General features: G+C 69.4%; 21 protein-coding genes. 11 read left to right on the top strand and 10 right to left on the bottom strand.

Annotation, left to right across the window (positions count from 1 at the left end):
* Window positions 1–12 precede the first annotated feature (12 nt).
* The gene (locus ACT54R_RS10465) at window positions 13–759 is read left to right on the top strand and encodes a lysophospholipid acyltransferase family protein (protein WP_476326452.1); all 747 of its coding nucleotides are present in this window, start codon (window positions 13–15) and stop codon (window positions 757–759) included.
* A 33-nt stretch (window positions 760–792) separates the two neighbouring features.
* Window positions 793–1,224 (top strand): hypothetical protein, encoded by a 432-nt coding sequence (locus tag ACT54R_RS10460; protein ID WP_476325993.1) that lies wholly within the window; start codon window positions 793–795, stop codon window positions 1,222–1,224.
* A gap of 11 nt (window positions 1,225–1,235) precedes the next feature.
* Here the strand turns inward: ACT54R_RS10460 and ACT54R_RS10455 are convergent, their stop codons facing one another.
* Window positions 1,236–1,817 carry a gamma-glutamylcyclotransferase gene (locus tag ACT54R_RS10455; RefSeq protein ID WP_476326450.1) on the bottom strand — a complete coding sequence of 194 codons (582 nt, stop codon included), beginning with the start codon at window positions 1,815–1,817 and terminating at the stop codon, window positions 1,236–1,238.
* A 195-nt stretch (window positions 1,818–2,012) separates the two neighbouring features.
* Here ACT54R_RS10455 and ACT54R_RS10450 point away from each other — a divergent pair, with 195 nt between their 5' ends.
* Window positions 2,013–3,122 carry a DUF2125 domain-containing protein gene (locus ACT54R_RS10450; protein ID WP_476325991.1) on the top strand — a complete coding sequence of 370 codons (1,110 nt, stop codon included), beginning with the start codon at window positions 2,013–2,015 and terminating at the stop codon, window positions 3,120–3,122.
* A gap of 25 nt (window positions 3,123–3,147) precedes the next feature.
* Here ACT54R_RS10450 and ACT54R_RS10445 read toward each other — a convergent pair whose 3' ends face one another.
* Together ACT54R_RS10445 and ACT54R_RS10440 are read right to left on the bottom strand one after the other, a co-directional pair.
* Window positions 3,148–4,281, bottom strand: coding sequence for an alpha-D-ribose 1-methylphosphonate 5-triphosphate diphosphatase (locus ACT54R_RS10445; RefSeq protein WP_476325989.1), 1,134 nt, complete (start codon window positions 4,279–4,281; stop codon window positions 3,148–3,150).
* Between the two features lie 121 nt (window positions 4,282–4,402).
* The gene (locus ACT54R_RS10440) at window positions 4,403–6,016 is read right to left on the bottom strand and encodes a hypothetical protein (protein WP_476325987.1); all 1,614 of its coding nucleotides are present in this window, start codon (window positions 6,014–6,016) and stop codon (window positions 4,403–4,405) included.
* A gap of 272 nt (window positions 6,017–6,288) precedes the next feature.
* Here ACT54R_RS10440 and argB point away from each other — a divergent pair, with 272 nt between their 5' ends.
* Window positions 6,289–7,191 carry an acetylglutamate kinase gene (argB, locus tag ACT54R_RS10435; protein ID WP_168458560.1) on the top strand — a complete coding sequence of 301 codons (903 nt, stop codon included), beginning with the start codon at window positions 6,289–6,291 and terminating at the stop codon, window positions 7,189–7,191.
* A gap of 2 nt (window positions 7,192–7,193) precedes the next feature.
* Here argB and ACT54R_RS10430 read toward each other — a convergent pair whose 3' ends face one another.
* The 5 genes from ACT54R_RS10430 to rpsT all read right to left on the bottom strand — a co-directional run bounded on the left by ACT54R_RS10430 (window position 7,194) and on the right by rpsT (window position 13,290).
* Complete coding sequence (locus ACT54R_RS10430; RefSeq protein WP_168458559.1) at window positions 7,194–7,733, bottom strand: GNAT family N-acetyltransferase; 540 nt, start codon at window positions 7,731–7,733, stop codon at window positions 7,194–7,196.
* Between the two features lie 47 nt (window positions 7,734–7,780).
* The gene (gene recF, locus ACT54R_RS10425; protein ID WP_476325984.1) at window positions 7,781–8,929 is read right to left on the bottom strand and encodes a DNA replication/repair protein RecF; all 1,149 of its coding nucleotides are present in this window, start codon (window positions 8,927–8,929) and stop codon (window positions 7,781–7,783) included.
* A 49-nt stretch (window positions 8,930–8,978) separates the two neighbouring features.
* On the bottom strand, window positions 8,979–10,097 hold the full coding sequence (gene dnaN, locus ACT54R_RS10420; protein ID WP_168458557.1) for a DNA polymerase III subunit beta: 1,119 nt from the start codon (window positions 10,095–10,097) through the stop codon (window positions 8,979–8,981).
* Between the two features lie 346 nt (window positions 10,098–10,443).
* Window positions 10,444–11,904, bottom strand: coding sequence for a chromosomal replication initiator protein DnaA (dnaA, locus tag ACT54R_RS10415; protein WP_476325981.1), 1,461 nt, complete (start codon window positions 11,902–11,904; stop codon window positions 10,444–10,446).
* A gap of 1,119 nt (window positions 11,905–13,023) precedes the next feature.
* Window positions 13,024–13,290: a 30S ribosomal protein S20 gene (gene rpsT, locus ACT54R_RS10410; protein WP_168458555.1), complete on the bottom strand. Its 267-nt coding sequence runs from the start codon at window positions 13,288–13,290 to the stop codon at window positions 13,024–13,026.
* Window positions 13,291–13,593: 303 nt separating this feature from the next.
* Between rpsT and ACT54R_RS10405 the strand changes: the two genes are divergently transcribed.
* The 7 genes from ACT54R_RS10405 (at window position 13,594) to ACT54R_RS10375 (ending at window position 20,222) form a co-directional block, all read left to right on the top strand.
* On the top strand, window positions 13,594–14,580 hold the full coding sequence (locus tag ACT54R_RS10405) for a complex I NDUFA9 subunit family protein (protein WP_476325979.1): 987 nt from the start codon (window positions 13,594–13,596) through the stop codon (window positions 14,578–14,580).
* A gap of 104 nt (window positions 14,581–14,684) precedes the next feature.
* Complete coding sequence (locus ACT54R_RS10400) at window positions 14,685–15,389, top strand: phosphoribosylanthranilate isomerase (protein WP_476325977.1); 705 nt, start codon at window positions 14,685–14,687, stop codon at window positions 15,387–15,389.
* Window positions 15,386–16,603 carry a tryptophan synthase subunit beta gene (gene trpB, locus ACT54R_RS10395; protein ID WP_476325975.1) on the top strand — a complete coding sequence of 406 codons (1,218 nt, stop codon included), beginning with the start codon at window positions 15,386–15,388 and terminating at the stop codon, window positions 16,601–16,603. Before ACT54R_RS10400 ends, trpB begins: the two co-directional genes overlap by 4 nt.
* Window positions 16,604–16,605: 2 nt before the next feature.
* Complete coding sequence (locus ACT54R_RS10390) at window positions 16,606–16,947, top strand: hypothetical protein (RefSeq protein ID WP_476325973.1); 342 nt, start codon at window positions 16,606–16,608, stop codon at window positions 16,945–16,947.
* 29 nt (window positions 16,948–16,976) lie between these two features.
* Window positions 16,977–17,804 (top strand): tryptophan synthase subunit alpha, encoded by an 828-nt coding sequence (gene trpA, locus ACT54R_RS10385; protein ID WP_476325971.1) that lies wholly within the window; start codon window positions 16,977–16,979, stop codon window positions 17,802–17,804.
* A 153-nt stretch (window positions 17,805–17,957) separates the two neighbouring features.
* Window positions 17,958–18,851 (top strand): acetyl-CoA carboxylase, carboxyltransferase subunit beta, encoded by an 894-nt coding sequence (gene accD, locus ACT54R_RS10380; RefSeq protein ID WP_168458549.1) that lies wholly within the window; start codon window positions 17,958–17,960, stop codon window positions 18,849–18,851.
* 45 nt (window positions 18,852–18,896) lie between these two features.
* Window positions 18,897–20,222 (top strand): bifunctional folylpolyglutamate synthase/dihydrofolate synthase, encoded by a 1,326-nt coding sequence (locus ACT54R_RS10375; RefSeq protein ID WP_476325968.1) that lies wholly within the window; start codon window positions 18,897–18,899, stop codon window positions 20,220–20,222.
* Between the two features lie 15 nt (window positions 20,223–20,237).
* Here the strand turns inward: ACT54R_RS10375 and edd are convergent, their stop codons facing one another.
* Together edd and ACT54R_RS10365 are read right to left on the bottom strand one after the other, a co-directional pair.
* Complete coding sequence (edd, locus tag ACT54R_RS10370) at window positions 20,238–22,073, bottom strand: phosphogluconate dehydratase (RefSeq protein ID WP_476325966.1); 1,836 nt, start codon at window positions 22,071–22,073, stop codon at window positions 20,238–20,240.
* A 63-nt stretch (window positions 22,074–22,136) separates the two neighbouring features.
* Window positions 22,137–22,571: a pyridoxamine 5'-phosphate oxidase family protein gene (locus ACT54R_RS10365; protein ID WP_476325964.1), complete on the bottom strand. Its 435-nt coding sequence runs from the start codon at window positions 22,569–22,571 to the stop codon at window positions 22,137–22,139.
* Window positions 22,572–22,584 lie beyond the last annotated feature (13 nt).

The following is a 22,584-nucleotide window of genomic DNA, read 5'->3' as shown; positions in this document are numbered from 1 at the left end:
ACGACCCTCTACATGCTGGCCTTCCTTCCGGCGCTTCCCTTCCTGTCGCGCAAGGGCCTGTGGCGGACCGGGGTCATGTGGTGGGTGGCCACCATCATGTTCCTGCTGCGGGTCATCGTGGGGACGCGGGCGGAAATCCGGGGCATCGAGAACATCCCCGAGGGCCCGCTCCTCATCGCCTCAAAGCATCAGTCGGCGTGGGAGACGCTGGCGCTGCTGCCGCTGTTCTCGGACCCTGCCTTCATCCTGAAGCGCGAGCTCATGTCGATCCCCGTCTTCGGCTGGTTCGCGGCGCGGGCGCGGATGATCCCGGTGGACCGCAAGGGCGGCTCGTCGGCGCTCAAGGCCATGACGCGGCGGGCCCAGGCCGACATGGCCGAGGGCCGGCAGATCCTGATCTTCCCGGAAGGCACCCGCCGCCCGCCCGGTGCGCCGCCGGACTACAAGTTCGGCGTGGCGCATCTCTATTCCAGCCTCGGCGTGCCGTGCCTGCCCATCGCGCTCAATTCCGGCCTCTACTGGCCGCGGCGGACCATCCTCAAGCGGCCCGGCACCATCCTGGTGGAGATCCTGCCGCCCATCCCGCCGGGGCTGCCGCGGCAGAAGATCACCGCGCGCCTTCAGGCCGACATCGAGGCCGCCAGCGACCGTCTTCTCGCGGAGGGATTGGCCGAACTCGGCCCGCGCGCACCGGCCAATCTGAGGGGTCGCGCGGGCGCCGATTCTTCCCCGTTGTCCACCCCTGTGGAAAACTCTTGATCGAGCGCTGGGGATCGTTCTAGTTTCGTTCTCATGAACGCAACTGATTCGCTCCTTGTCCCCCTGACGGACGCCGGTGGCCTGAACGGCCTCAAGCACGACGCTCTCGGCGCGCGCTACCGTTTCTGGCGCGACGAAGACGGCCTGCGCCACGTGTTCTCGGTCTACCGGCCCGACGCCGCCCCGGATTATCCGGACGCCCTCGCGGTGGTTTCGCGGCGCACGCCGGCGGGCTCCATCGCCATGTGGGCGGGGCCTGCGAGCCATGCCCGCACGGCCGCGCTCAGGATGCGCGGCGACGAAATCCACATCCATGTGTTCGGCGAGGAGAATGCGCCTGCCTTGCGTCGCCTGATGGACCGCAGCCTGACGGGTCGTTCCTCGGTGGATCGCGGCGAGGTCCCGGCGCTACCCCGCCCGGCCGTCCAGGCGCTCAGCCTGCCCGCCCGCCGCCACGCGGCGTAAGGGGCGCCGGCTCAGGGAGACCTATCGCCCTCCGCATCATCCGGCAGCACCGGCGGCAGAGCGTGGCTCGCCGTCAAATGCTGGGTGAGATAGGCGAGGCCCGGATCGCGGATGCCGAGGCTCTCCAGCGCCTTCACCGTCGCCACCACATAATCCGTGTTCGGCCCCGACTTGCCGTGGGAGCGGCGCACGAGGGCCAACTGGTCGTCGAGGGTCAGGCCTCGCGCATATTGGGGATGGGCACGGTTGACCAGATAGGCCACGGCCGCCGCATCGCGTCCCGATCCGTCCAGCAGGCGCACCCGCCGCATCACCTCGCGATAGACACCGGAAATCTGCTCGCGCTCGGTAAGATAGGCGTGGGTCTGCGGCCAATCCGCCGCCGCCACCCGGTAGGCGACGCCCCGGCAGGAGCCGCCGAGATCGAGGCCGAGCACCAGCCCCGGCTTCTCCGGCGTGCCGCGGTGGTGGAAGGAATAGACGCACAAAGTGCGGTGGGCGCCCACGAGCCGCGCCTCGCAGCGTTCGACAAAGGCGAAGCCCGGATTCCACATCAGCGAGCCATAGGCGAACACCCAGACGTCGCCGTGCATCCCGGCCGTCGCAGCGGAAGGCGTGACCGATTGCCCCGCCGCCTCCGGCGCGTTGCCGCCTCCGCTCGCCGACCGCTCGTCCGCCATGGCTCCGACATACCTTCCCGGCGTTGACAGAAACGCCGGACCGTCGCCTAACAGCCGACAAGGACCATCGCAAGCCACGGGCGACCGTGGCCAGCCGCAAGGATGTCCATGTCTGACCCCGTCCCCTCCGCTCCCGTTCCGTCCGCTCCCGTCCCGCCCGCGCCTCCGGCGCCGGGGAGCCGCCCCAAGCCGTGGCTCGTCATCGTTCCGGTGGCTCTGGTGGTGGTCGCCGCCATCGTCTGGAGCGGCCTGTGGTTCTATGCGGCGGGCCGTGCCGAACGCGAGATCGACGCCTGGATCGGGCGCGAGGCGAAGCTCGGGCGCATCTGGACCTGCACCGACCGCCACCTCGCGGGCTTCCCCTTCCGCTTCGAGCTGCGCTGCCTGATGCCGAAGCTGGAGACTGTCGGCGGCGACGCCATGCGCTTCACCGCGGCGTCAGTGGAAGCGGTGGCGCAGGTGTGGGCGCCGAACCACATCGTCGCCGGGTTCAGCGGGCCGGCACGGGTGGAAGATCTCAACACCGGGCAGTCCTATGTGGCCGTGTGGTCACTGCTGCAGATGAGCGGCGTCGGCGATCTCTCCGGCCGGCCGGAGCGCTTCTCGCTGCAGGCGCACGATCTCAAGCTCGAGCAGCCGGCCGCCACGGGCGCGCAGCCGGTGCCGATCCTCTCCGCTCACCTTTTCGAGTTCCACGCCCGCCGTTCGCCCGGTCAGGACGGCAAGCCTGATGGCGTCGATTATGCGTCCGGCTTCACGGGCGGGCAAAGCGCGCTGCTGAACAAGCTCGGCGCGGAGGGGCCGGTGGAGATGGCGCTCCAGGGCACAGTGACCGCCTCTGCCGACCTCAGGCCCATGTCTGTCGCGCAGCGCATGCGCGCCTGGGCGGACGCGGGCGGCATCGCCAAGCTCGACCGCTTCCACATCACCTCGCCCAAGATCGCCGTGACGGCCACCGGGGCGGTGGCGCTCGATCCGCAGGGCCGGCTCAACGGCAAGCTCGACCTCGGCTTCGCGGGCATCAACGATCTGGTGCAGGGGCTCGACAAGGCCGGCGCCATCCCGCGGGAGATCGCGCCCATCGTCAGCGCCCTCGCCATGGTGGGAAAGCCGGGACAGGTGGAGGGGCGCAAGGGCGCCATATTCGCGCTCTCGTTTGATGCGGGAACGCTCAAGCTCGCCGGCTTCCCGGTGGGCATCGTGCCGCCGCTGTTCTGACCCTTCTGATCCGAGGCGCGGCGCGTCAGAAGACGCGCTCGCCTTCCACCAGCACGTGGCGCACCACCGGCGTGCCCTCGACGATGCGGAAGCGCACCACATCGGCACGCAGGCCGGCATCCAACCGGCCGCGATCGTCGAGGCCGGCCATCCGCGCCGGGTTGCGGGTGACGAGGGCCATCGCCTGCGGTAGGCCCATGCCGTCCACGGTGTGAAGGCGCGTCGCCGCCTGCAGCAGGCTTGCTGGCACATAGTCGGAGGCGAGGGCGTCGATCAGCCCCTCTTGTGCCAGCGCGCCCATGGCGACGCCGCCGGAATGGGAGCCGCCGCGCACCACGTTGGGCGCCCCGCCGATGGTGGCGAGATCGGCCGCCCGGGCGGCCAGCGCCGCTTCGCGCGTGGTGGGGAACTCGCTGACCGTGCAGCCGGCGGCCTGCGCCTCGGCCACATGGTCCTCGGTGGTGTCGTCGTGGCTCGCCAGAACGAGGCCGGTCGAGGCCAGCATCTCCACCAGCGGCGGCATGTTGCGGGCCACGTTGGCGCGGCCGCGGGCGGTACGCTCGCCGATCTCGCGCTCGGCCTCGGCGGCCTCCTTGCCGATGCCCAGCAGGAAAGTGCGCAGCCCGTCCACGTTGCGCCACTGGCGGGCGCCCGGCGTGTGGTCCATCAGCGAGGCGAAGGCGAGGCCCGGGCGGGCAAGGGTCGGCTCCACCAGATCGAGCAGATCGGGATCGGTCATCTCGCAGCGCAGGTGGACCTTGTGGTTGGCCCGGAACAGGGGCGTCCCCAGCTCCACGGCGTCCAGCATGGTGCCGAACAGCTGGCGCCGCTCCGCCTTGGCCTGGTCGAAGCCGCCGGCGCAGATGGCGTCGAACACCGTGGTGATGCCGCTCGCCACGGTCTGCCCGTCGTGGGCGAGGGCGGCGGCCCGCGCATCCGGCCAGAACACCTTGGGACGGGGCACGAAATGGCCCTCCAGCGCGTCCGTATGCAGGTCGATCAGGCCGGGCGCGATGAAGTCGCCGTCGCAATCAATGGCGGCGGGCGTGGTGGCGCGGCCCGCGTCGATGGCGAGGATGCGCCCGTCGCGGAGCGTGATCGTCCCCGCGACGACGGCATCGTCGAGGACGAGGCGGGCGTTGGTGAGAACGGTGTCCATCGGGGCTCCGGAAATGCGGGTCGAAATGAATGCGCGGGCCGGCCTTCCGGCCGGACCCGCGGGATGTTCTGCGTTGCACCCTATCGTGACACCGCGGTGACGTCGCCCCCGCCGTACCGGGTCAGGAGGGCGGGGCAGGGGGGCGTGGCACCACCTCGTAGAGCTGGAAGCGCTCGCCCTCGGAGATCAGCTTCAGGTGGTCGCTGTCGGGATTGGGCGCCCCCCGGTCGGTGAACAGCAGATAGACGTAATCGAACTTCGACGGCCACAGGTCCCAGTAGCGCGGGCCGTCGGGCGTCGGGTCGTCCTCGGTGATGAGGAGCTGTTCGGTCTGGGGCGGGGTGCCGTCCTCGGTGTCCACCTGCTCGTTGTAGGGCTTGCGGGCGCGCAGGATCTGCTTGCCCTCCACCGTGAAGGCGGTGGTGACGAGGGACGACTTCTCGATCATGGCGAGGCAGGCGGCGTGCATCAGGCCGAGGTCGGTCGGATCGTTGCCGCCCTGGATGTCGGCGTAGGCGACGAGCACGCGCGAGCCGGGGCGGATGCGGGTGACCGATTCGCGGAACGCCACCGTCCATTGCGACAGGCGGTCCCACACCACCTGCACCTCGCCGACGCGGACCGCCAGCATCAGGATCAGAACCACAGCGAATCCGCGCCGGGCGAGGCGGTGGCGCAGGTCGACACGCATGGCGGCGATCACCATGAAGACGATGGCCGCCGGCAGGCGCTGGTCTGCCATGTAGGTGGCGAACACCACGCGCGGCATGGCGAGATAGACCAGACCCGCCACCAGCAGCAAAGGCAGCATGAAGGAGTGGACGTAGAGCAGCCGGTGCCGCGCCGCCCAGACTCCGGCCACGATGAAGATCGCCGCCACGGCGACCGCAACATGGTCGACGTAGACGTTGAAGATCATTTCGATGCCGGTGATCTTGCCCTGCGGCTCCCAGTAGTTCTGTCCACTGAGGCCCCAGGTGGGGCTCGCCAGCAGCAGCGGCAGGATGGGCAGGAAGGGAAGGCCCCCGCTCACGAATATGCCGAGGCGCGGCCAGATGGGCCCGCGCCCAAGGCGCAGGCGGTCCAGTTCGTAGGCGAGGATGCCGATGCCGTAGATTCCCGCGGTGAACAGGTGGCAGAAGAACAGCGCCACCACGAACAGCGCCGAAACCAGGTAGCGCCACGGCCACCACTTGTCGCGCAGCGCCACCCAGGCGCTCAGCGCGAACAGGGCCAGACCGATGCCGAAATAATAGTTCATCACCCCGATGAGGAAGATGCCGTTGTAGAGCAGCGGGAACGCCAGCAGCGGCAGTGCCGACCACACGCCGAACAGCGCGCGGTTCAGCGTCATCGTGCCCGCCGCGATCAGCGCGAAGCACATCAGGGTGTAGATTTCGCCGGCGGTGTAGATGCCCACCACCCTGTCGATGACCGGGACCACGAGGTCCATCATGAGGTTCGGCAGGATGGACCATTTCAGCGTGTAGAAGCGCGCGAGGTCCTGATCCTGCGGGATCGAGGCGATCACGTGCATCCGGGCGAGATGGTTCACGTAGTCCGACAGGGGCGGGATCGGATGGGTCAGAATCGGAATGGAGACGAGGCCGAGGCACGCCACGAACAGCAGAAGGATCTGCGAGGGGCGCAGATCGTGGGGCCGGCGCTCCGGCGGGTGATGGGCGTGCGCGGCGGCGCTCGTGGGGTGCGTGGCGGGTAGAATCGGGGGGGTCATGAAGGCCGGGTCTCTCTGGCGACGGCTGGAGCAGCGGCAGGGCGGGCTGTGGCGGGCGAACGGGTGACGGGAGTTGACGCCGCCATTGTGTCGGGCGCGCCTGCTTCTCATCACCTTTTCGCGAGGGAAGGAAGCCCGGTCGGGGAGATTTTCGCAGCGCTGCCCGGCGGCTGGCAGGCTGCCGGGCTTTCACCGCTCAAGGGAAACCGCTAGAACGGCGCCGCCCGGCGGTCTCCGCTGCGGCCCCGCGAGCATCCACCTGCGAGCCCCCCATGACCGAGCCGAAGTCCCAGTCCGTGTCGGAAGCCCAGCACGAGGCCGAAGTGCTGGCGCGGGCGCTGCCGCACATGCAGCGCTATGACGATGCGATCGTGGTGGTGAAATACGGCGGCCACGCCATGGGCAGCGAGGACGTGGCGCGCACCTTCGCCTCCGACATCGTGCTCATGGAGCAGTCGGGCATCAACCCGGTGGTGGTGCACGGCGGCGGCCCGCAGATCGGCGCCATGCTCAGCAAGCTCGGCATCAAGTCGGAATTCGCGGCCGGCCTGCGCATCACCGACAAGGCGACGGTCGAGATCGTCGAGATGGTGCTGGCCGGCTCCATCAACAAGCAGATCGTCGGCTTCATCAACGAGGCGGGCGGCAAGGCCATTGGCCTGTGCGGCAAGGACGGCAACATGGTGCGCGCCCGCAAGGCGAACCGTGTCGTCGTCTCTTCCGGGGACGACGCCCAGGAGGTGGACCTCGGCTTCGTCGGCGAGCCCGACACCGTGGACACCACCGTGCTCGACCAGATCCTCGGCCGGGAGCTCATCCCCGTGCTCGCCCCGGTGGCGGCGGCGGTAGACGGCGGCACCTACAACGTCAACGCCGACACCTTCGCCGGCGCCATCGCCGGTGCACTGGGCGCCAAGCGCTTCCTGCTGCTCACCGATGTGCCGGGCGTGCTCGACAAGAACAAGCAGCTGATCCCGAAGCTCACCATCGCCGAGGCCCATGCGCTGATCGCGGACGGCACCATCTCGGGGGGCATGATCCCCAAGGTGGAGACCTGCATCTACGCTCTGGAGAAGGGCGTGGAGGGCGTCGTGATCCTCGACGGCAAGGTGCCCCACGCCGTGCTGCTGGAACTGCTCACCGACCACGGCGCCGGCACGCTGATTACCCGCTGACCTCAGCCCTTGAGGAGGTCGGCGTCCGCGGGAATGGTGCTCGCGCCCTCGCCGAGGGCGCGCTGCATCAGGACCGTATCGATCCACCGGCCGAACTTGAGGCCGGTGGCCGGCAGGGTGCCGATGGAGCCGAAGCCGCAGGCGCGGTGCAGCGCGATGGAGCCGGCATTGCCGCTGTCGCCGATCACCGCCACCATCTGGCGGAAGCCCAGCGCCTCGCATTCGGCGATCAGCGCCTCGAGCAGCCGGCGGCCGACCTTCTGGCCCCGGGCCGCCTCGTCCACATAGATGGAATTCTCCACCGTGTAGCGATAGGCGACGCGCGGCCGGAAGGCGCTGGCGTAGGCATAGCCCAGCACCTTGCCGTCTTCTTCCAGCACCAGATAGGGATAGCCGCCCTCCATGAGCGCGGCCTGGCGGCGCGCCATCTCCTCGGGACCCGGCGGTTCCAGCTCGAAGGAGGCGGTGCCATTGCGGACCGCCTCGTCATAGATGGCGGTGATGGCGGGAATGTCGGCGGGGGTGGCGGCACGGATTGGCATACCCTCTTTTAGGACTCTCCCGTCCATCCGCCAAGCTTGTCGAAAGTTCAGGCCCGCGTGATCGCGCCCGGTGCGACGGTGAAGCGCGCCGCCGTCTCCAGCGCGGCGAATGCGGAGGGGTCGGCCCCCGTCATCCAGACCTGCGCCCCGAGCCGCGCGAGCGCCTCGAACAGGCCGGCGCGCCGCTCCGAGTCGAGATAGGCCACCACGTCGTCCAGCAGCAGCACCGGTGAGAGGCCCTGCATGCTCCCCACCAGCCGGGCGTGGGACAAAGTGAGGCCGATCAGCAGGGATTTCTGCTCGCCGGTGGAGCAGCGCGCGGCGGGCAGGCGCTTCTCGCCATGGCTCACACCCAGATCGGTCAGGTGGGGGCCTTCCAGCGTGCGCCCAGCGGCGCGGTCCCGCGGGCGATTGTCGCGCAGCAGCGCGCGATAGCGGTCCTCCACCTCCAGCGCCGGATGCTGCGCGATCAGGCGCTCCACGGCGCCTTCGAGGGCGATTTCGGCGAAGGGGAAGGGGGAGGCCTCGTCGCGGTGGGCGGCGATCTCCGCCGAGAGCCGCGCCACCGTCTCCAGTCGCGCGGCGGCCACCGCCACCGCCAGCTCGGCCACCTCGTGCTCCACCGCATCGAGGAAGCGGGCGGAGCCGTTCTCCTCCAACAGCCGGTTGCGGGAGCGCAGCGCGCGCTCCAGCCCGTTGACCCGCGTGCCGTGGGAGGCGTCCACCGCCAGCACCAGCCGGTCGAGATACCGGCGGCGGTCGCCGGGCGGGCCAAGGAACAGGCCGTCCATCTCCGGCGTCAGCCAGAGCACCTTGAGATGATCGAGGAAGGCGTTGGCCGAGGGCACAGCCTCGCCGTCGATACGGCAGCGGCGCTGCCCGCCCTCCTGCGCCGGATCGTAGCCGGTGCCGAGGCGGACCTCGCCCAGCGCGCCCTCGATGAAGGCGGAGACCGCCCAGGGCGCACCGGTTGCGTCCGGCGGGTGCGCTCCGGGTGGGCGGTGGCCCACGTCGACGAGCTGCGCCCGGCGCAGGCCGCGGCCGGGGGAGAGGAAGGACAGCGCTTCGAGGATGTTCGTCTTGCCGGCGCCGTTCGGGCCGGTGAGCACGATGGCGCGCGCTTCCACCGCGACCTGCGCCGCCGGATAGGAGCGGAAGCCGGTGAGCGACAGCTTCAGGATGGCGGCGTGGGGCATGATGTCATGATCGCCACGGCATCAGATGTGCCGGGCCAGCCCCATGGCCTCACACCCGCATGGGCATGAGGACGTAGAGCGCATCCGTCTTGGTGGAATCGCGCACCAGCGTGGGCGAGCCGGGATCGGCGAGCTTCAGTTCCGCCGTGTCGCCCTCGAGCTGGGACGTGATGTCCAGCAGATAGCGGGAGTTGAAGCCGATATCGAGGGGCTCGGCGGTGTAGTCCACCTCCAGCTCCTCGGTGGCGCTGCCCGAATCGGGATTGGTGACGGACAGCACCATCTTGCCGTCGCCCAGCGACAGCTTCACCGCGCGGCCACGCTCGCTGGACACGGTGGACACGCGGTCCACGGCGGCGGCGAACTCGTCCTTGTCGACGATGAGGGTCTTGTCGTTGCCCTGGGGAATCACCCGGCCGTAGTCCGGGAAGGTGCCGTCGATCAGCTTGGAGGTGAGCACGATGGCGCCCACCTGCACGCGGATCTTGGTGGCGGAGAGGGAGATGGTGACTTCCGCCTCCTTGTCCTCCAGCAGCTTCTGGATCTCGGCGACGGTCTTGCGCGGCACGATCACGCCCGGCAGGCCCTGCGCGCCGGCCGGCGCCTCAAGCTCGGCCTGGGCCAGACGGTGGCCGTCGGTGGCGACCGCGCGCAGCATCTGCTTTCCCCCGGCATCGGTCACATGGAGATAGATGCCGTTGAGGTAATAGCGCGTCTCCTCGGTGGAGATGGCGAACTGGGTCTTGTCCACGAGGCGCCGGAACTCCGCGCCCTTGAGCTTGAAGGTGTGGGAGAACTCGCCTGCGGCGAGGTCCGGGAAATCGGCTTCCGGCAGGGTCTGGAGCGAGAAGCGGGCACGGGAGGCGCGCACGGTGAGGGTGCCGCGCTCGCCGCCGGCTTCCAGTTGCACCTGCGCGCCGTCGGGCAACTTGCGCACGATGTCGTAGAGCACGTGGGCCGGCACGGTGGTGGCGCCCGCCTGTCCCGTTTCCGCCGGTACGCTCTCGACCACTTCCAGGTCGAGGTCGGTGGCCTTCAGCTCCAGCGCGCCCTTGGCGGCCTTGATGAGCACGTTGGCGAGGATCGGGATGGTGTTGCGCCGCTCGACGACACGGTGCACGTGGCTGAGCGATTTCAGAAGCTCGGCGCGCTCGACGGTGACCTTCATCGTCCTGGCCCGTTCACTCTTCGCTTCCGAGCCGGCCTGCCGCGGGATCGCATGTCCCGCCGGTGGGTCCGCCTCGACATTCTAAGGATGACGCTCGCGGACCCCCTCATCCGCCGGTGCGGTCGAGGGGCGCGTGCGCCGGTGTGGCGTGGCGCGACGGCGTGAGGCGCCGTCAGGCGCCCGAGAGGACGGGCGCCGGGCCGCCGACATTGCCGCCCCAAGGGGCGCAAGGCAAGGGTGAGCGGGGAGATTTTCTGAAGGGCGTATGTTTCGCGGCGCAGGACCCGCGGCACCGGCCCGGCGCCGCCCGCTCCTGTTGCCCCGTGGCGGGCTCAGCTTTCGAGACTCAGCTTTCCAGGGCGAGTCGCTTCAGCACCTCGATCTCGTCGGCGAGCGCACGGTCGGTGGCGACGAGCCCGTCGATCTTGCGCACCGCGTGAAGCACGGTGGTGTGGTCCCGCCCGCCAAAGCGGCGGCCGATCTCCGGCAGGGAGCGCAGGGTGAGCGTCTTGGCGAGATACATGGCGATCTGCCGCGGCTTCACCACCGTCGCCGTGCGGCGCTGGGAGAGCAGGTCCGCGCGCGATACGTTGTAGTGCTTGGCGACCACACGCAGGATGTCGTCCACCCGCACGCGCTTGGGATCGGTCGGGCGGATGAGGTCCTTGACCGCGTTTTCCGCCATGTCGAGCGTCACCGGCTCGCCGGTGAGCTGGTTGAAGGCCAGCAGCTTGTTGAGCGCGCCGTCGAGGTCGCGGCCGGACTGGCCGACGCTGCGGGCGAGGAATTCCAGCACGTTGGCCGGCACGGCGAATCCCTGGTGCTGCTCGGCGAGGGTCTGGTAGCGCGCCTTGAGAATCTCGAGGCGCAGGTCTTCCTCCAGCGGCGCAAGCTCCACCACGAGACCACCGGCGAGGCGCGAGCGCACGCGCTCGTCGAGGTGCTCAAGCTCGCCGGGCAGGCAGTCGGCCGCCAGCACCACCTGCCGCCCGCCATCCAGCAAAGCATTGAGGGTGTGGCAGAATTCCTGCTGGAGGTTGTTGCCCTTCAGGAACTGCAGGTCGTCGATCACCAGCGTGTCGATGGTGCGCAGCGTGTCCTTGAAGGCGATGGCCGAATGGGACTTCAGCGCCGACACGAAGCCGTACATGAAGCGCTCGGCGGTCAGGTAGGTGGTGCGCCGGCCATGGGCGGCACCGGCCCGCGCCACCGCCTGGAGAAGGTGCGTCTTGCCGAGGCCGACGGCCGCATGGAGATAGAGCGGGTTGTAGACCGGCGCAGCACCGCTCGGGGTTTCGGCCACCTTTCGCGCGGCGGCGAACGCCAGCGAATTGGACTTGCCGACCACGAAGGTTTCAAAGGCGAGACGCGGGTCCAGCGGCGAGCCGGAGGCGACGTCACCGCCGGTGGCCACGATTTCGCGATGCTCGCCGCGCGCCTCGGTGACGCGGGCCGCGGGCTTCGCCTCGACGGGACGCTCGGTGCGCTCGGTGACTACCTCACGCGGGGTGGACGCCTTCAAGGCGACGGGGCGCGCAAAAGCGCTCCGCACGGCGAGATCGACACGGCGCCGCGCGCCGCTCTCCTCCGCCCAGATGTCGGCGATGCGCGGCAGATAATTCTCCTGAATCCAGGACTTCAGGAATCGCGTGGGTACCGAAAGGCGCACCACGTCCGAGGTCAGCGCGTCGAGGTCCATGCGCGCGAACCAGCTGGTGAACTTCTCCTCGCCGATCTCCTCGCGCAGGCGCTGGAGCACACGGTCCCACGGGGCCGAGGGTGCGCTGGGGTTCGACGCGCAATCCATCTCGGCGGCCTCCGCAAGGGCTGTCTGAAAAGGAACGGTGCGCGCGGCAACCGGCGCATGAGGCTTGAGCATAAGGATCGCGACCGCGCGAAAGGCGGTTCCCTGGTTGGAGACGCAAAAGCCGTCCGCGCCCTGGGGCGGGCAGCGCGGCCTCGGTCTCGTGGGGAGTTTCGGAAACGGGTGCTAAGGCACCCACGGCGTCAGCGCAACGGGTTCAGCACACCGTCATGCGCGGTCCTGGCCGTTACAGGGCGGCGGGGCGCAACTGGAGCGGAGCACAGCGCTCCGGAAGGCTCGAACGCAACGCGTAGCCGAATAGATCGAGGGACCTGTTTCTGTGTCCGCTGCCGCGCATGTGCCCGAAGTCATAGCCGCCCCATCTCCGACGATGCCAACCATCGACGGGTGTTGGAATGAACCAGTTTTTTGTTTGGTCTCGTAGATGCCCGAAGGCGGATCAGATGCCCGCCCTTAGCATAGCTCCAACGAATGAAGGTAACGCAGAGTACGGATACGGCCGAAGACGAGGGGTACGTGAACGAATTCAGACACGATACATCCCCTCCTCATCCACGAAGAGCCGTGAAAACTTCATTCTATCGGTGAACCCCAGGGTCGCTCCCGGAGTGAGGTTGAACATACACAGCCGGTTTGGGGGGTGCAACGCCTTTGACCCCCGCGGGGGGATAGCGGGTAAAAGCCGGTGCGCCTGCGCCACACCCCCCGCTTTGCTGTCAGCCGGCAAACCTCTGTCCGGACAATGAGATTCGCGAAGCCGGCGCAAGGATTGCGGTGCCCCGCCACGGTGGGGCACATGGTTCTGGAATACTCCTTGAAAGGGGCCGTTTTGGCGCTTTCCGGCCTTTGGCCTCTAAGCCGTTCTCTTGGATCGGGTTTTTCTGATCGGTCGAGATCGCCCGGAGGGACCGGGTAAACCGCGCGGGGGCTAAAAAAATCCCTGGCTTCCGCGACGCTTCAGGGGGCTCCACCCTTGACGGGCGGCGAGAATCGGACTCCGCCCGGAGCGGGCGAGGGGAAGACCTTTAAGGCCAAGCCAAAGCAAAAAGGCCCGGCAGAGCCGGGCCTTCAAGATAAGTCAGTCTGCTTGATTGATCTAAATCAAGCGCTGAGCTTCTTCACGCGGGCGGCGAGGCGGGAAACCTTGCGCGACGCGGTGTTCTTGTGAAGGACGCCCTTGGTGACGGCGCGCATGATTTCCGGCTCGGCCGCCTTGAAGGCAGCGGAAGCGGCCGTGGCGTCGCCGGTGGCGAGGGCGTCTTCGAGCTTGCGCAGATAGGTGCGCACGCGAGACCGGCGAGACCGGTTGACCTCGGTGCGACGCTCGATCTTGCGGACCGCCTTTTTGGCGGAAGGCGTATTGGCCATCGGCCGTCCTTGCTGGTTCGCGCCCGGCGGCACGGCCATCTGGCCACTTCGCGTCGCGCATGAATGAGTGAACAAGCCGGCAGCCCATGCCGCCAGCTAGGTGGCGGGCTTATACGGTCGCTCGGCTCCCGCGTCAACACGTTGTACGGAAAAGTCGTCCACGGCGTGGCACCTTGGCGGCTTTACGGGACCGGCCGGCATCGCGTATGTGCTGCGCGCACTCTATATATGGCATGCCGGCACGAAGGCATGCCGGCGGCGCGAGGCTGAAGCCGGCGCGGCGCATCAAGGCGGGGGTTCGGCATGAGCGATGTGACGGTGACCGATCGTCCGGTGAACGACAGCCTGGTGACGGTCTTCGGCGGCTCCGGCTTTCTCGGCCGGCATGTGGTGCGGGCGCTGGCCATGCGCGGCTATCGCGTGCGCGTCGCGGTGCGCCGGCCGGAGCTGGCCGGCTTCCTCCAGCCGCTGGGCTTCGTCGGCCAGATCCAGATTTCCCAGGCCAACGTGCGCTATCCCGAGAGCGTCGCCCGCGCGGTCGATGGCGCCGAGGCGGTGGTGAACCTCGTGGGCGTGCTGGCCGAGGGCGGCCGGCAGACCTTCGACGCCGTGCACGCCTTCGGGGCCCGCGCGGTTGCCGCCGCGACCGCCGCGCAGGGCGTGCCGCTGGTGCATCTCTCGGCCATCGGTGCCGATGCCAATTCCCCCTCCGGCTACGGCCGCAGCAAGGCGGCGGGCGAAGCCGCCGTGCGCGCCGCGGTGCCGGACGCGGTGATCTTCCGCCCTTCCGTCGTGTTCGGGCAGGAAGACGAGTTTTTCAACCGCTTCGCGGCGATGGCGCGGATGTCCCCGGCGCTGCCCCTGATTGGCGGCGGGGTGACCAAGTTCCAGCCGGTGTTCGCCGGTGATGTGGCGGCAGCCGTGCTCGCCGCGGTGGACGGCAAGGCCAAGGCCGGCGCGACCTACGAGCTGGGCGGCCCCGAGGTGCGCACCTTCCGCGAGCTGATGGAGCTGATGCTCGCCGAGATCGGCGCCAAGCGGGTCCTCGTGGACCTGCCCTTCGGCCTCGCGACCTTCATGGCCAAGCTCACCCAGTGGGCCCCCGGCGCGCCGCTCACTGTCGATCAGGTGGAGATGCTGCGTTCGGACAATGTGGTGTCTGAGGCTGCGGTCGCCGAGGGCCGGACGCTGGCCGGCCTCGATCTCACCCCCACCTCCCTCGCCGTGGTGCTGCCGACCTATCTCTGGCGGTTCCGCAAGGCGGGCCAGTTCACCCGCGTCGAGACCTGACCGGCCCGCCGGTCTCTCCCGACGCATCGCGCAGGGCCGTTGAAATGGCGGCCCTCACCTCTACGGTGTGAAGGTTCACGACCGGCACCTCCCAGGTTCACCCCATGGCTCGCGACGACAGGCGCTTCGAGGTCAAGATCTGCGGCATCCGCACGGCGGACGCCCTCGACGCCGCCCTCGAGGCGGGCGCCGATCTCGTCGGCTTCGTCCATTTTCCGAAAAGCCCGCGCCACCTCGCGCTGGCCGATGCGCCGGCCCTCGTCGCCCGCGTGGCAGGACGCGCCGACAAGGTGGCGCTGCTGGTGGATCCGGACGACGCGCTCCTTCGGGACGTGATCGCCGCCGTCTCGCCCGATATTCTCCAACTGCACGGCCACGAGACGGCCGAGCGCGTCGCCGACATCCGCGCCCGCTTCGGCCTGCCGGTGATGAAGGCGCTGCCCGTCGCCCGCCGGGAGGACCTTGCCGTCCTGCCCGCCTATGCGGCGGTGGCCGACCGCATCCTGTTCGACGCAAAGCCCGATCCGGGGGCGCTTCTGCCCGGTGGCAACGGCCGGCCGTTCGACTGGGCGCTGGTCGCCAGCCTTGACGTCAACCGGCCTCTCATGCTTTCCGGAGGCCTTACCGCCGACAACGTGCCGCAGGCCCTCGGATTGGTCCGGATGGACGGCGTGGACGTATCGTCTGGCGTGGAGGACGCGCCCGGCGTGAAAAATCCCGACAAGATCCGCGCCTTCATCGCTGCGGCGCGCCGCGCCGCATCCACCTCATCCTTGCAAGACCCCCTATCGAAGGCCCGCGCGTCGTGACCGTTCTCAATTCCTATCGCACCGGCCCCGATCACCGCGGCCATTTCGGCATCCATGGCGGCCGCTTTGTCGCCGAGACGCTGATGCCGCTCATTCTGGAGCTGGAAAAGGCCTATGAGGCCGCCAAGGTCGATCCCGCCTACCACGCGGAGATGGCTGGCTACCTCACCCATTATGTGGGCCGGCCCTCGCCGCTCTATTTCGCCGAGCGCCTCACCAACCATCTCGGCGGCGCCAAGATCTATCTGAAGCGCGAGGAGCTGAACCACACCGGCTCCCACAAGGTGAACAACGTGCTCGGCCAGATCCTGCTCGCCCGCCGCATGGGCAAGGAGCGGGTGATCGCCGAAACCGGCGCCGGCCAGCACGGCGTCGCCACCGCCACCATGTGCGCCCGCTTCGGCCTGAAGTGCGTGGTCTACATGGGCGCGGTGGACGTGGAACGTCAGGCCCCCAACGTGTTCCGCATGAAGATGCTGGGCGCCGAGGTGGTGCCGGTGCAGTCCGGCTCGCGCACCCTCAAGGACGCCATGAACGAGGCGCTCCGCGACTGGGTGACCAACGTCCACGACACTTTCTATTGCATCGGCACGGTGGCCGGCCCGCATCCCTATCCGGCCATGGTGCGCGACTTCCAGTCCATCATCGGCCGCGAGACCCGTGAGCAGATGCTGGAGATGGAAGGCCGGCTGCCCGACAGCCTCTTCGCCTGCGTCGGCGGCGGGTCCAACGCCATGGGCCTGTTCCACCCCTTCCTCGACGATCCCGAAGTGAAGATCTTCGGCGTGGAGGCGGCGGGCCGGGGCGTCGACACCCACGAGCATGCGGCCTCCATCGCCGGTGGTCGCCCGGGCGTGTTGCACGGCAACCGCACCTATCTGCTCATGGACGGCGACGGCCAGATCATCGAGGCGCATTCCATCTCGGCCGGTCTCGACTATCCCGGCATCGGGCCGGAGCATTCCTGGCTGCACGACGTGGGCCGCGTCACCTATCTCAACTGCACCGATCAGGAGGCGCTGGACGCCTTCCAGCTGCTGACGCGGCTCGAGGGCATCATCCCGGCGCTGGAATCGGCCCATGCCATCGCCAAGGTGATCGAGCACGCGCCCAAGCTGCCGGCGGACCACTTGATGGTCGTCAACCTTTCCGGCCGCGGGGACAAGGACGTCCCCCAGGTGGCGGAGATACTCGGGACTCGTCTGGGGGCGTGACCATGAAGAGCATCTGGGGGAAAGTCGTCTCGTCCGCGATCGCCGGCGCGGCGCTCGTTGTCAGCCTCGGCGCCGTGCAGGCGGCCGACCTCGAACTGACGCCGGGCAAGATCTATACGGACGCGGCCGGCGCCTACGTGTCGGTGGCGGTGAAGAACACCGGCACGGCCACGGTGGCCGAGGTCAAGGTCAACTGCGAGTTCTTCGCCGGCAAGCGCTCCCTCGGCAAGTCGTCCACGACGCTGTTCTCCATCGTCGGCGGCGTCACCGGAACCGATCAGGTGCGCTTCCTCGGCGGCACCAGCGCCACCAGCGCCACCTGCACCCTCGCCGGGCAGAAATAGAGCGCGTCCCCTCTCATCCAGGCAGGCCCATGACCACCCGCATCTCCGACCGCTTCGCCGCCCTCAAGGAAGAGGGGCGGCCGGGCCTCGTCACCTTCGTCACTGCCGGCGACCCGGACGGCGAGACCTCGCTCGCCATCCTCAAGGCGCTGCCGGGCGCGGGGGCCGACGTGATCGAGCTGGGCGTGCCCTTCACCGATCCCATGGCCGACGGTCCGGCCATCCAGGCGGCGGGGCTGCGCGCGCTCAAGGGCGGGCAGACGCTGGCCAAGACGCTGGAGATGGTCCGCGTCTTCCGCGGCGAGGACCAGACCACGCCGGTCGTGCTCATGGGCTACTTCAACCCCATCTACGTCTATGGCGTGGAGCGCTTCCTCGTCGACGCCAAGGTCGCAGGGGTGGACGGCCTGATCGTGGTCGACCTGCCGCCGGAGGAGGACGACGAACTCTGCATCCCGGCGCTCAATGCCGGGCTGGACTTCATCCGCCTCGCCACCCCGACCACCGACGACAAGCGCCTGCCCACCGTGCTCGCGAATACGGCGGGCTTCGTCTACTACGTCTCCATCACCGGCATCACCGGCGCGGCGACGCCGGACGCGAATGCCGTGGCCACCGCGGTCGCGCGCATCAAGAGCCATACCGCGCTGCCGGTGGCTGTCGGCTTCGGCGTGAAGACCCCCGAGCAGGCGGCGGCTATCGCCGCGGGTGCCGACGCCGTGGTGGTGGGCTCGGCCCTCGTGGAAGTGGTGCGCCGCACCCTCGACGAGGAGGGCAAGGCCACGTCCAACACCGTGATCGGCGTGGAAGCCCTCGTGAGCGAGCTCGCCGAGGCGGTGCGCGGTGTGCGGCGCTGAGCCGGCTTCGCCCCGACGTCAGCAAGGTGGTATGATCGGCGGGAACAGCGGCGACCGCCGTACTTTCGCCGTGTCAGACTTGCCATAAGGGCGGAGGGGGGACTATGTGCGCTGCAGCGCGGCGCCGCGCCCCTCCGTACCGGAGATGATCCCGTGAACTGGATTTCCAACGTCGTCCGCCCGAAGATCCGCGACTTCCTGGCGCGGCGCGAGGTGCCCGAGAACCTCTGGGTGAAATGCCCCGAGACCGGGCAGATGGTGTTTCACAAGGATCTGGAAGCGAACCTCTACGTCATTCCCGCGTCCGGCTACCACATGCGCATGGATGCGGTGACGCGGCTGAAGAACACCTTCGACGACGGCGCCTACGAGGAAGTCACCCTTCCCGAGGTGGCGATCGACCCGCTCAAGTTCCGCGACGAGCGCCGCTATGTGGACCGCCTGAAGGACGCCCGCACCAAGACCGGTTACCAGGACGCGGTGAAGGTGGCGACCGGCATGCTCACCGAGCTGCCCGTGACCATCGCCGTGCAGGACTTCGGCTTCATGGGCGGATCGCTCGGCATGGCCGCCGGCGAGGCGGTGGTGAAGGGGCTGGAGACCGCAGCCGAGCGCGGCACGCCCTTCATCATGTTCGCGGCCTCCGGCGGCGCGCGCATGCAGGAGGGCATCCTCTCCCTCATGCAGATGCCGCGCACCACGGCCGCCATCCAGGAACTGCGTGAGACGAAGAAGCCCTACATCGTCGTGCTCACCAACCCGACCACGGGTGGCGTGACCGCCTCCTACGCCATGCTGGGCGACATCCAGATCGCCGAGCCCGGCGCGCTCATCGGCTTCGCCGGCCCACGCGTCATCGAGCAGACCATCCGCGAGAAGCTGCCGGATGGCTTCCAGCGCGCCGAATATCTGCGCGACCACGGCATGCTCGACATGGTGGTGCACCGCCACGAGATGCGCGACACCCTCGGCCGCCTGTGCCGGATGCTGACCAAGGCGCCGGCGCTGCCGCCCAAGGGCCGGCTGCCGCGCCCGCAGGCAGCGTAAGGGAGGCCTGATCGCGGGCCCCAAGGGGCCCCGGCTCGACGCACCATGGCACTGCCCCTGCCCGCCCGCGCCACGGACGAGATTCTCTCCCGCCTCGCCGCGCTTCACCCGAAGAAGATCGACCTGTCCCTCGCCCGGATGGAGCGTCTGCTGGAGGCGCTCGGCCATCCCGAGCGGCGCCTGCCGAAGGTGATCCACGTCGCCGGCACCAACGGCAAGGGTTCCACCATCGCCTTCATGCGGGGGATGCTGGAGGCGGCCGGGCAGAGCGTGCACGTCTACACGTCGCCCCATCTGGTGCGGTTCAACGAGCGCATCCGCCTCGGCGCGCCGGGCGGCGGGCGGCTCGTCTCCGATGCGGCGCTGGCCGACGCCCTCGACCGGGCCGAGATGGCCAATGACGGCGCCCCCATCACCTTGTTCGAGATCACCACGGCGGCGGGTTTCCTGCTGTTTGCGGAGCACCCGGCGGACGTGCTGCTGCTGGAGGTGGGCCTCGGCGGCCGGCTCGACGCCACCAACGTGGTCGAGAAGCCGCTGGCGAGCGTCATCACCCCGGTCTCCATCGACCATGTGGACTTCCTCGGCACCTCTGTGGAGGCCATCGCGGGGGAGAAGGCGGGCATCATCAAGCCGCGCTGCCCCGTCGTGATCGGTGCCCAGTCGCCGGAGGCGCTGGCGGTGATCGAGCGGGCGGCGGCGAAGAAGCTCGCGCCTCTGTTCGTGCGCGGACAGCAGTGGAACGTGCAGGAGGAAAGCGGCCGGCTCGTCTATGCGGACGAGGACGGCCTCCTCGACCTGCCGCGCCCGCGCCTCGTCGGGCCGCACCAGATCGACAATGCGGGCCTCGCCGTCGCTGCGCTGCGCGCGGTGAAGCTGCCTGCGGCTCATGAGGCGGGAATCCTGCGGGCTGACTGGCCTGCGCGACTCCAGCGCCTTCCGCCCGGCCCGCTGTCCGCTCGGGCACCGGCGGGTGTGGAGCTTTGGCTCGACGGCGGACACAACGCCGCCGGCGGCGCCGCCCTCGCCCATGCCCTGTGCGAGCTGGAGGAGCGCTATTCGCGTCCCCTCGTGCTCATCCTCGGCATGCTCGGCACCAAGGACGTCACCGGCTTCCTCCAGCCCTTCGCCGGCCTCGTACGCGAGGCCATCGCGGTGCCGGTCCCCGGCGAGCATGCCGGCCTGAAGCCGGAGGACGTGGCCGCCGCCGCTGTCGGCCTCGGCATGAAGGCGAGCGTGGCGCGGGACGTGGGCAGCGCCCTCGACGGCATCGCCCGCGAGGCGGTGGTGCCGCCGCCGCGCGTGCTCATTGCCGGCTCGCTCTATCTGGCCGGCGCCGTGCTCGCCGCCAACGGGACCGCGCTGGGCTGACGCCCTTCGCGCCGGTCACACCGCCGCGAAGATCGACGCCCCGTTCTCCGCCTCGCCCACGGCGGCGCGGAAGGGGGCGAACAGCTCGCGCCCGACGCCCACATGGCTGGCGGAGAGGTCTGCGTTGGCGCTGGGCCGGGCCGCCCATTCGCCGGGCGGAACCAGCACTTCCAGCCGCCCCGCCACCGCATCGACCCGTATCATGTCGCCGTCGCGGATGCGGGCGATGGCGCCGCCGTCCAGCGCCTCCGGCGTCACATGGATCGCCGCCGGCACCTTCCCCGAGGCGCCGGAGAGGCGGCCGTCGGTGACGAGGGCCACCTTTTGCCCGCGATCCTGCAGCACGCCGAGGGGCGGCATGAGCTTGTGAAGCTCCGGCATGCCGTTGGCCTTGGGCCCCTGGAAGCGCACCACGGCGACGAGATCGCCGGTGAGTTCGCCCGCCTTGAAGGCGGCCTGAAGCTCCTCCTGCGAATGGAAGACCTTGGCCGGCGCCTCGATCACATGGCGCTCCGGCGCCACCGCCGAGGTCTTGATGACCGCACGGCCAAGGCTGCCGTCCAGCACCTTGAGCCCGCCGGTGCTCTGGAAAGGCGCTCCCACCCCGCGCAAGACCTTGTCATCGCCGCTTTCCGCCGCACCGTCCCGCCATTCGAGAGACCCGTCGGCCGCCAGCCCCGGCTCGCGGGTATAGGCTTCGAGGCCGCGGCCGAGGATGGTCTCGGCATCGGCGTGCAGCAGGCCGGCCGAGAGCAGCTCGCGCACCACGAAGGGCACGCCGCCGGCCGCATGGAAGTGGTTCACGTCCGCCGAGCCGTTGGGATAGACGCGGGCGAGCAGGGGCGTCACCTCGGCGAGCGCGGAGAAATCGTCCCAGCTCAGCGCGATGCCCGCGGCCGCCGCCATGGCGACGAGGTGGAGCGTGTGGTTCGTAGAGCCGCCGGTGGCGTGCAGGCCCACGATGCCGTTCACGAACGCCTTCTCGTCCAGCATCCGCCCGGCGGGGATATGGTCGTTGCCGAGCGCGGTGATGGCGAGCGCGCGCTGGGCGGCCGCCTTGGTGAGGGCATCGCGCAGCGGCGTGTCCGGCGTCACGAAGGAGGCGCCTGGCAGGTGCAGGCCCATGATCTCCATGAGCATCTGGTTGGTGTTGGCGGTGCCGTAGAAGGTGCAGGTGCCGGGGCCGTGGTAGGACTGGCTCTCCGCCTCCAGCAGCGCGTCGCGCCCGACCTTGCCCTCCGCATAGAGCTGGCGGATGCGGGATTTCTCGTTGTTCGGCAAGCCGCTGGTCATGGGGCCGGACGGGATGAACACCGCCGGCAGGTGGCCGAACGAGAGCGCGCCGATGACGAGGCCGGGCACGATCTTGTCGCAGATGCCGAGAAAGACCGCGGCATCGAAGGTCTGGTGGGAGAGGGCGACGGCGGTGGAAAGCGCGATCACCTCGCGGGAGAAGAGCGACAGCTCCATCCCCGCCTCGCCCTGGGTGATGCCGTCGCACATGGCCGGCACGCCACCCGCAACCAGCGCCGCGCCGCCGGCCTCGCGCGCGGCCTCGCGCAGCAGTTCGGGATAGCGCTCATAGGGCCGGTGGGCCGAGAGCATGTCGTTATAGGCGGTGACGATGCCCAGCGAAGGGCCGTCGCCCGCCCGCAGCATGGCCTTGTCCGATGGCCCGCAGGCTGCGAAGCCGTGGGCCTGGTTGGCGCAGCCCAGCGCCTGGCGCTGGGGCCGGCGCTGGGCTGCTGCGTCGATGCGGTCGAGATAGCGGCGCCGCGCGTCGTGGCTGCGCCGCGCGATGCGCTCGGTGATCTCGCCGACGCGAGCGTCGAGCATGTGGTGTGCGGCCATGGGGCTCCTCCTTGCCGCGATCCTCCACCCTGAGCGACGCCCGGCGCAAGGGTTGGACGACCTCTAGAGGACGAGTTCGCCGTCGTCCTCGCCGTTCCACCAGTGGAGGCGCTGCGCCGCGACCTTGATGAGAACGAGGCCCGGCGTGTCGATGCCGGCGGGGAACCAGCGGTCGAGATCGGAGGTCCAGCGCGCCTCGAAGGCGGCCTTGTCGCGGATGATCTGCGCCTTGCCCTCCACGGTGGCGAAGAAGGGGCGCTGGCCGAGGATGCCGCTCGTGCCCTGAAGGGCAAGCCCCACGTTGGGGTCGCGAGAAATCTCGCTCACCGCGCGGGCATCTTCCTGCGCGAAGAAGAAACTGCTGCCGTCATAGTCCACGTCGCCATTGTTGCTCATGGGCCGCCCGGCCAGCGCGCCACCCTCGCTTTTGGTGAAGAGGGTGGTGAAATCGATGTCGCGCATCTTCTCCACCACTTCGTCCAGCGTCATCTCGGCCATGGCGTCGTCGCTC

The organism is Xanthobacter sp. DMC47 (assembly GCF_056313845.1).
Note: the sequence above shows the minus strand (reverse complement) of the source record. Positions and strands in the feature narration are given on the sequence as shown.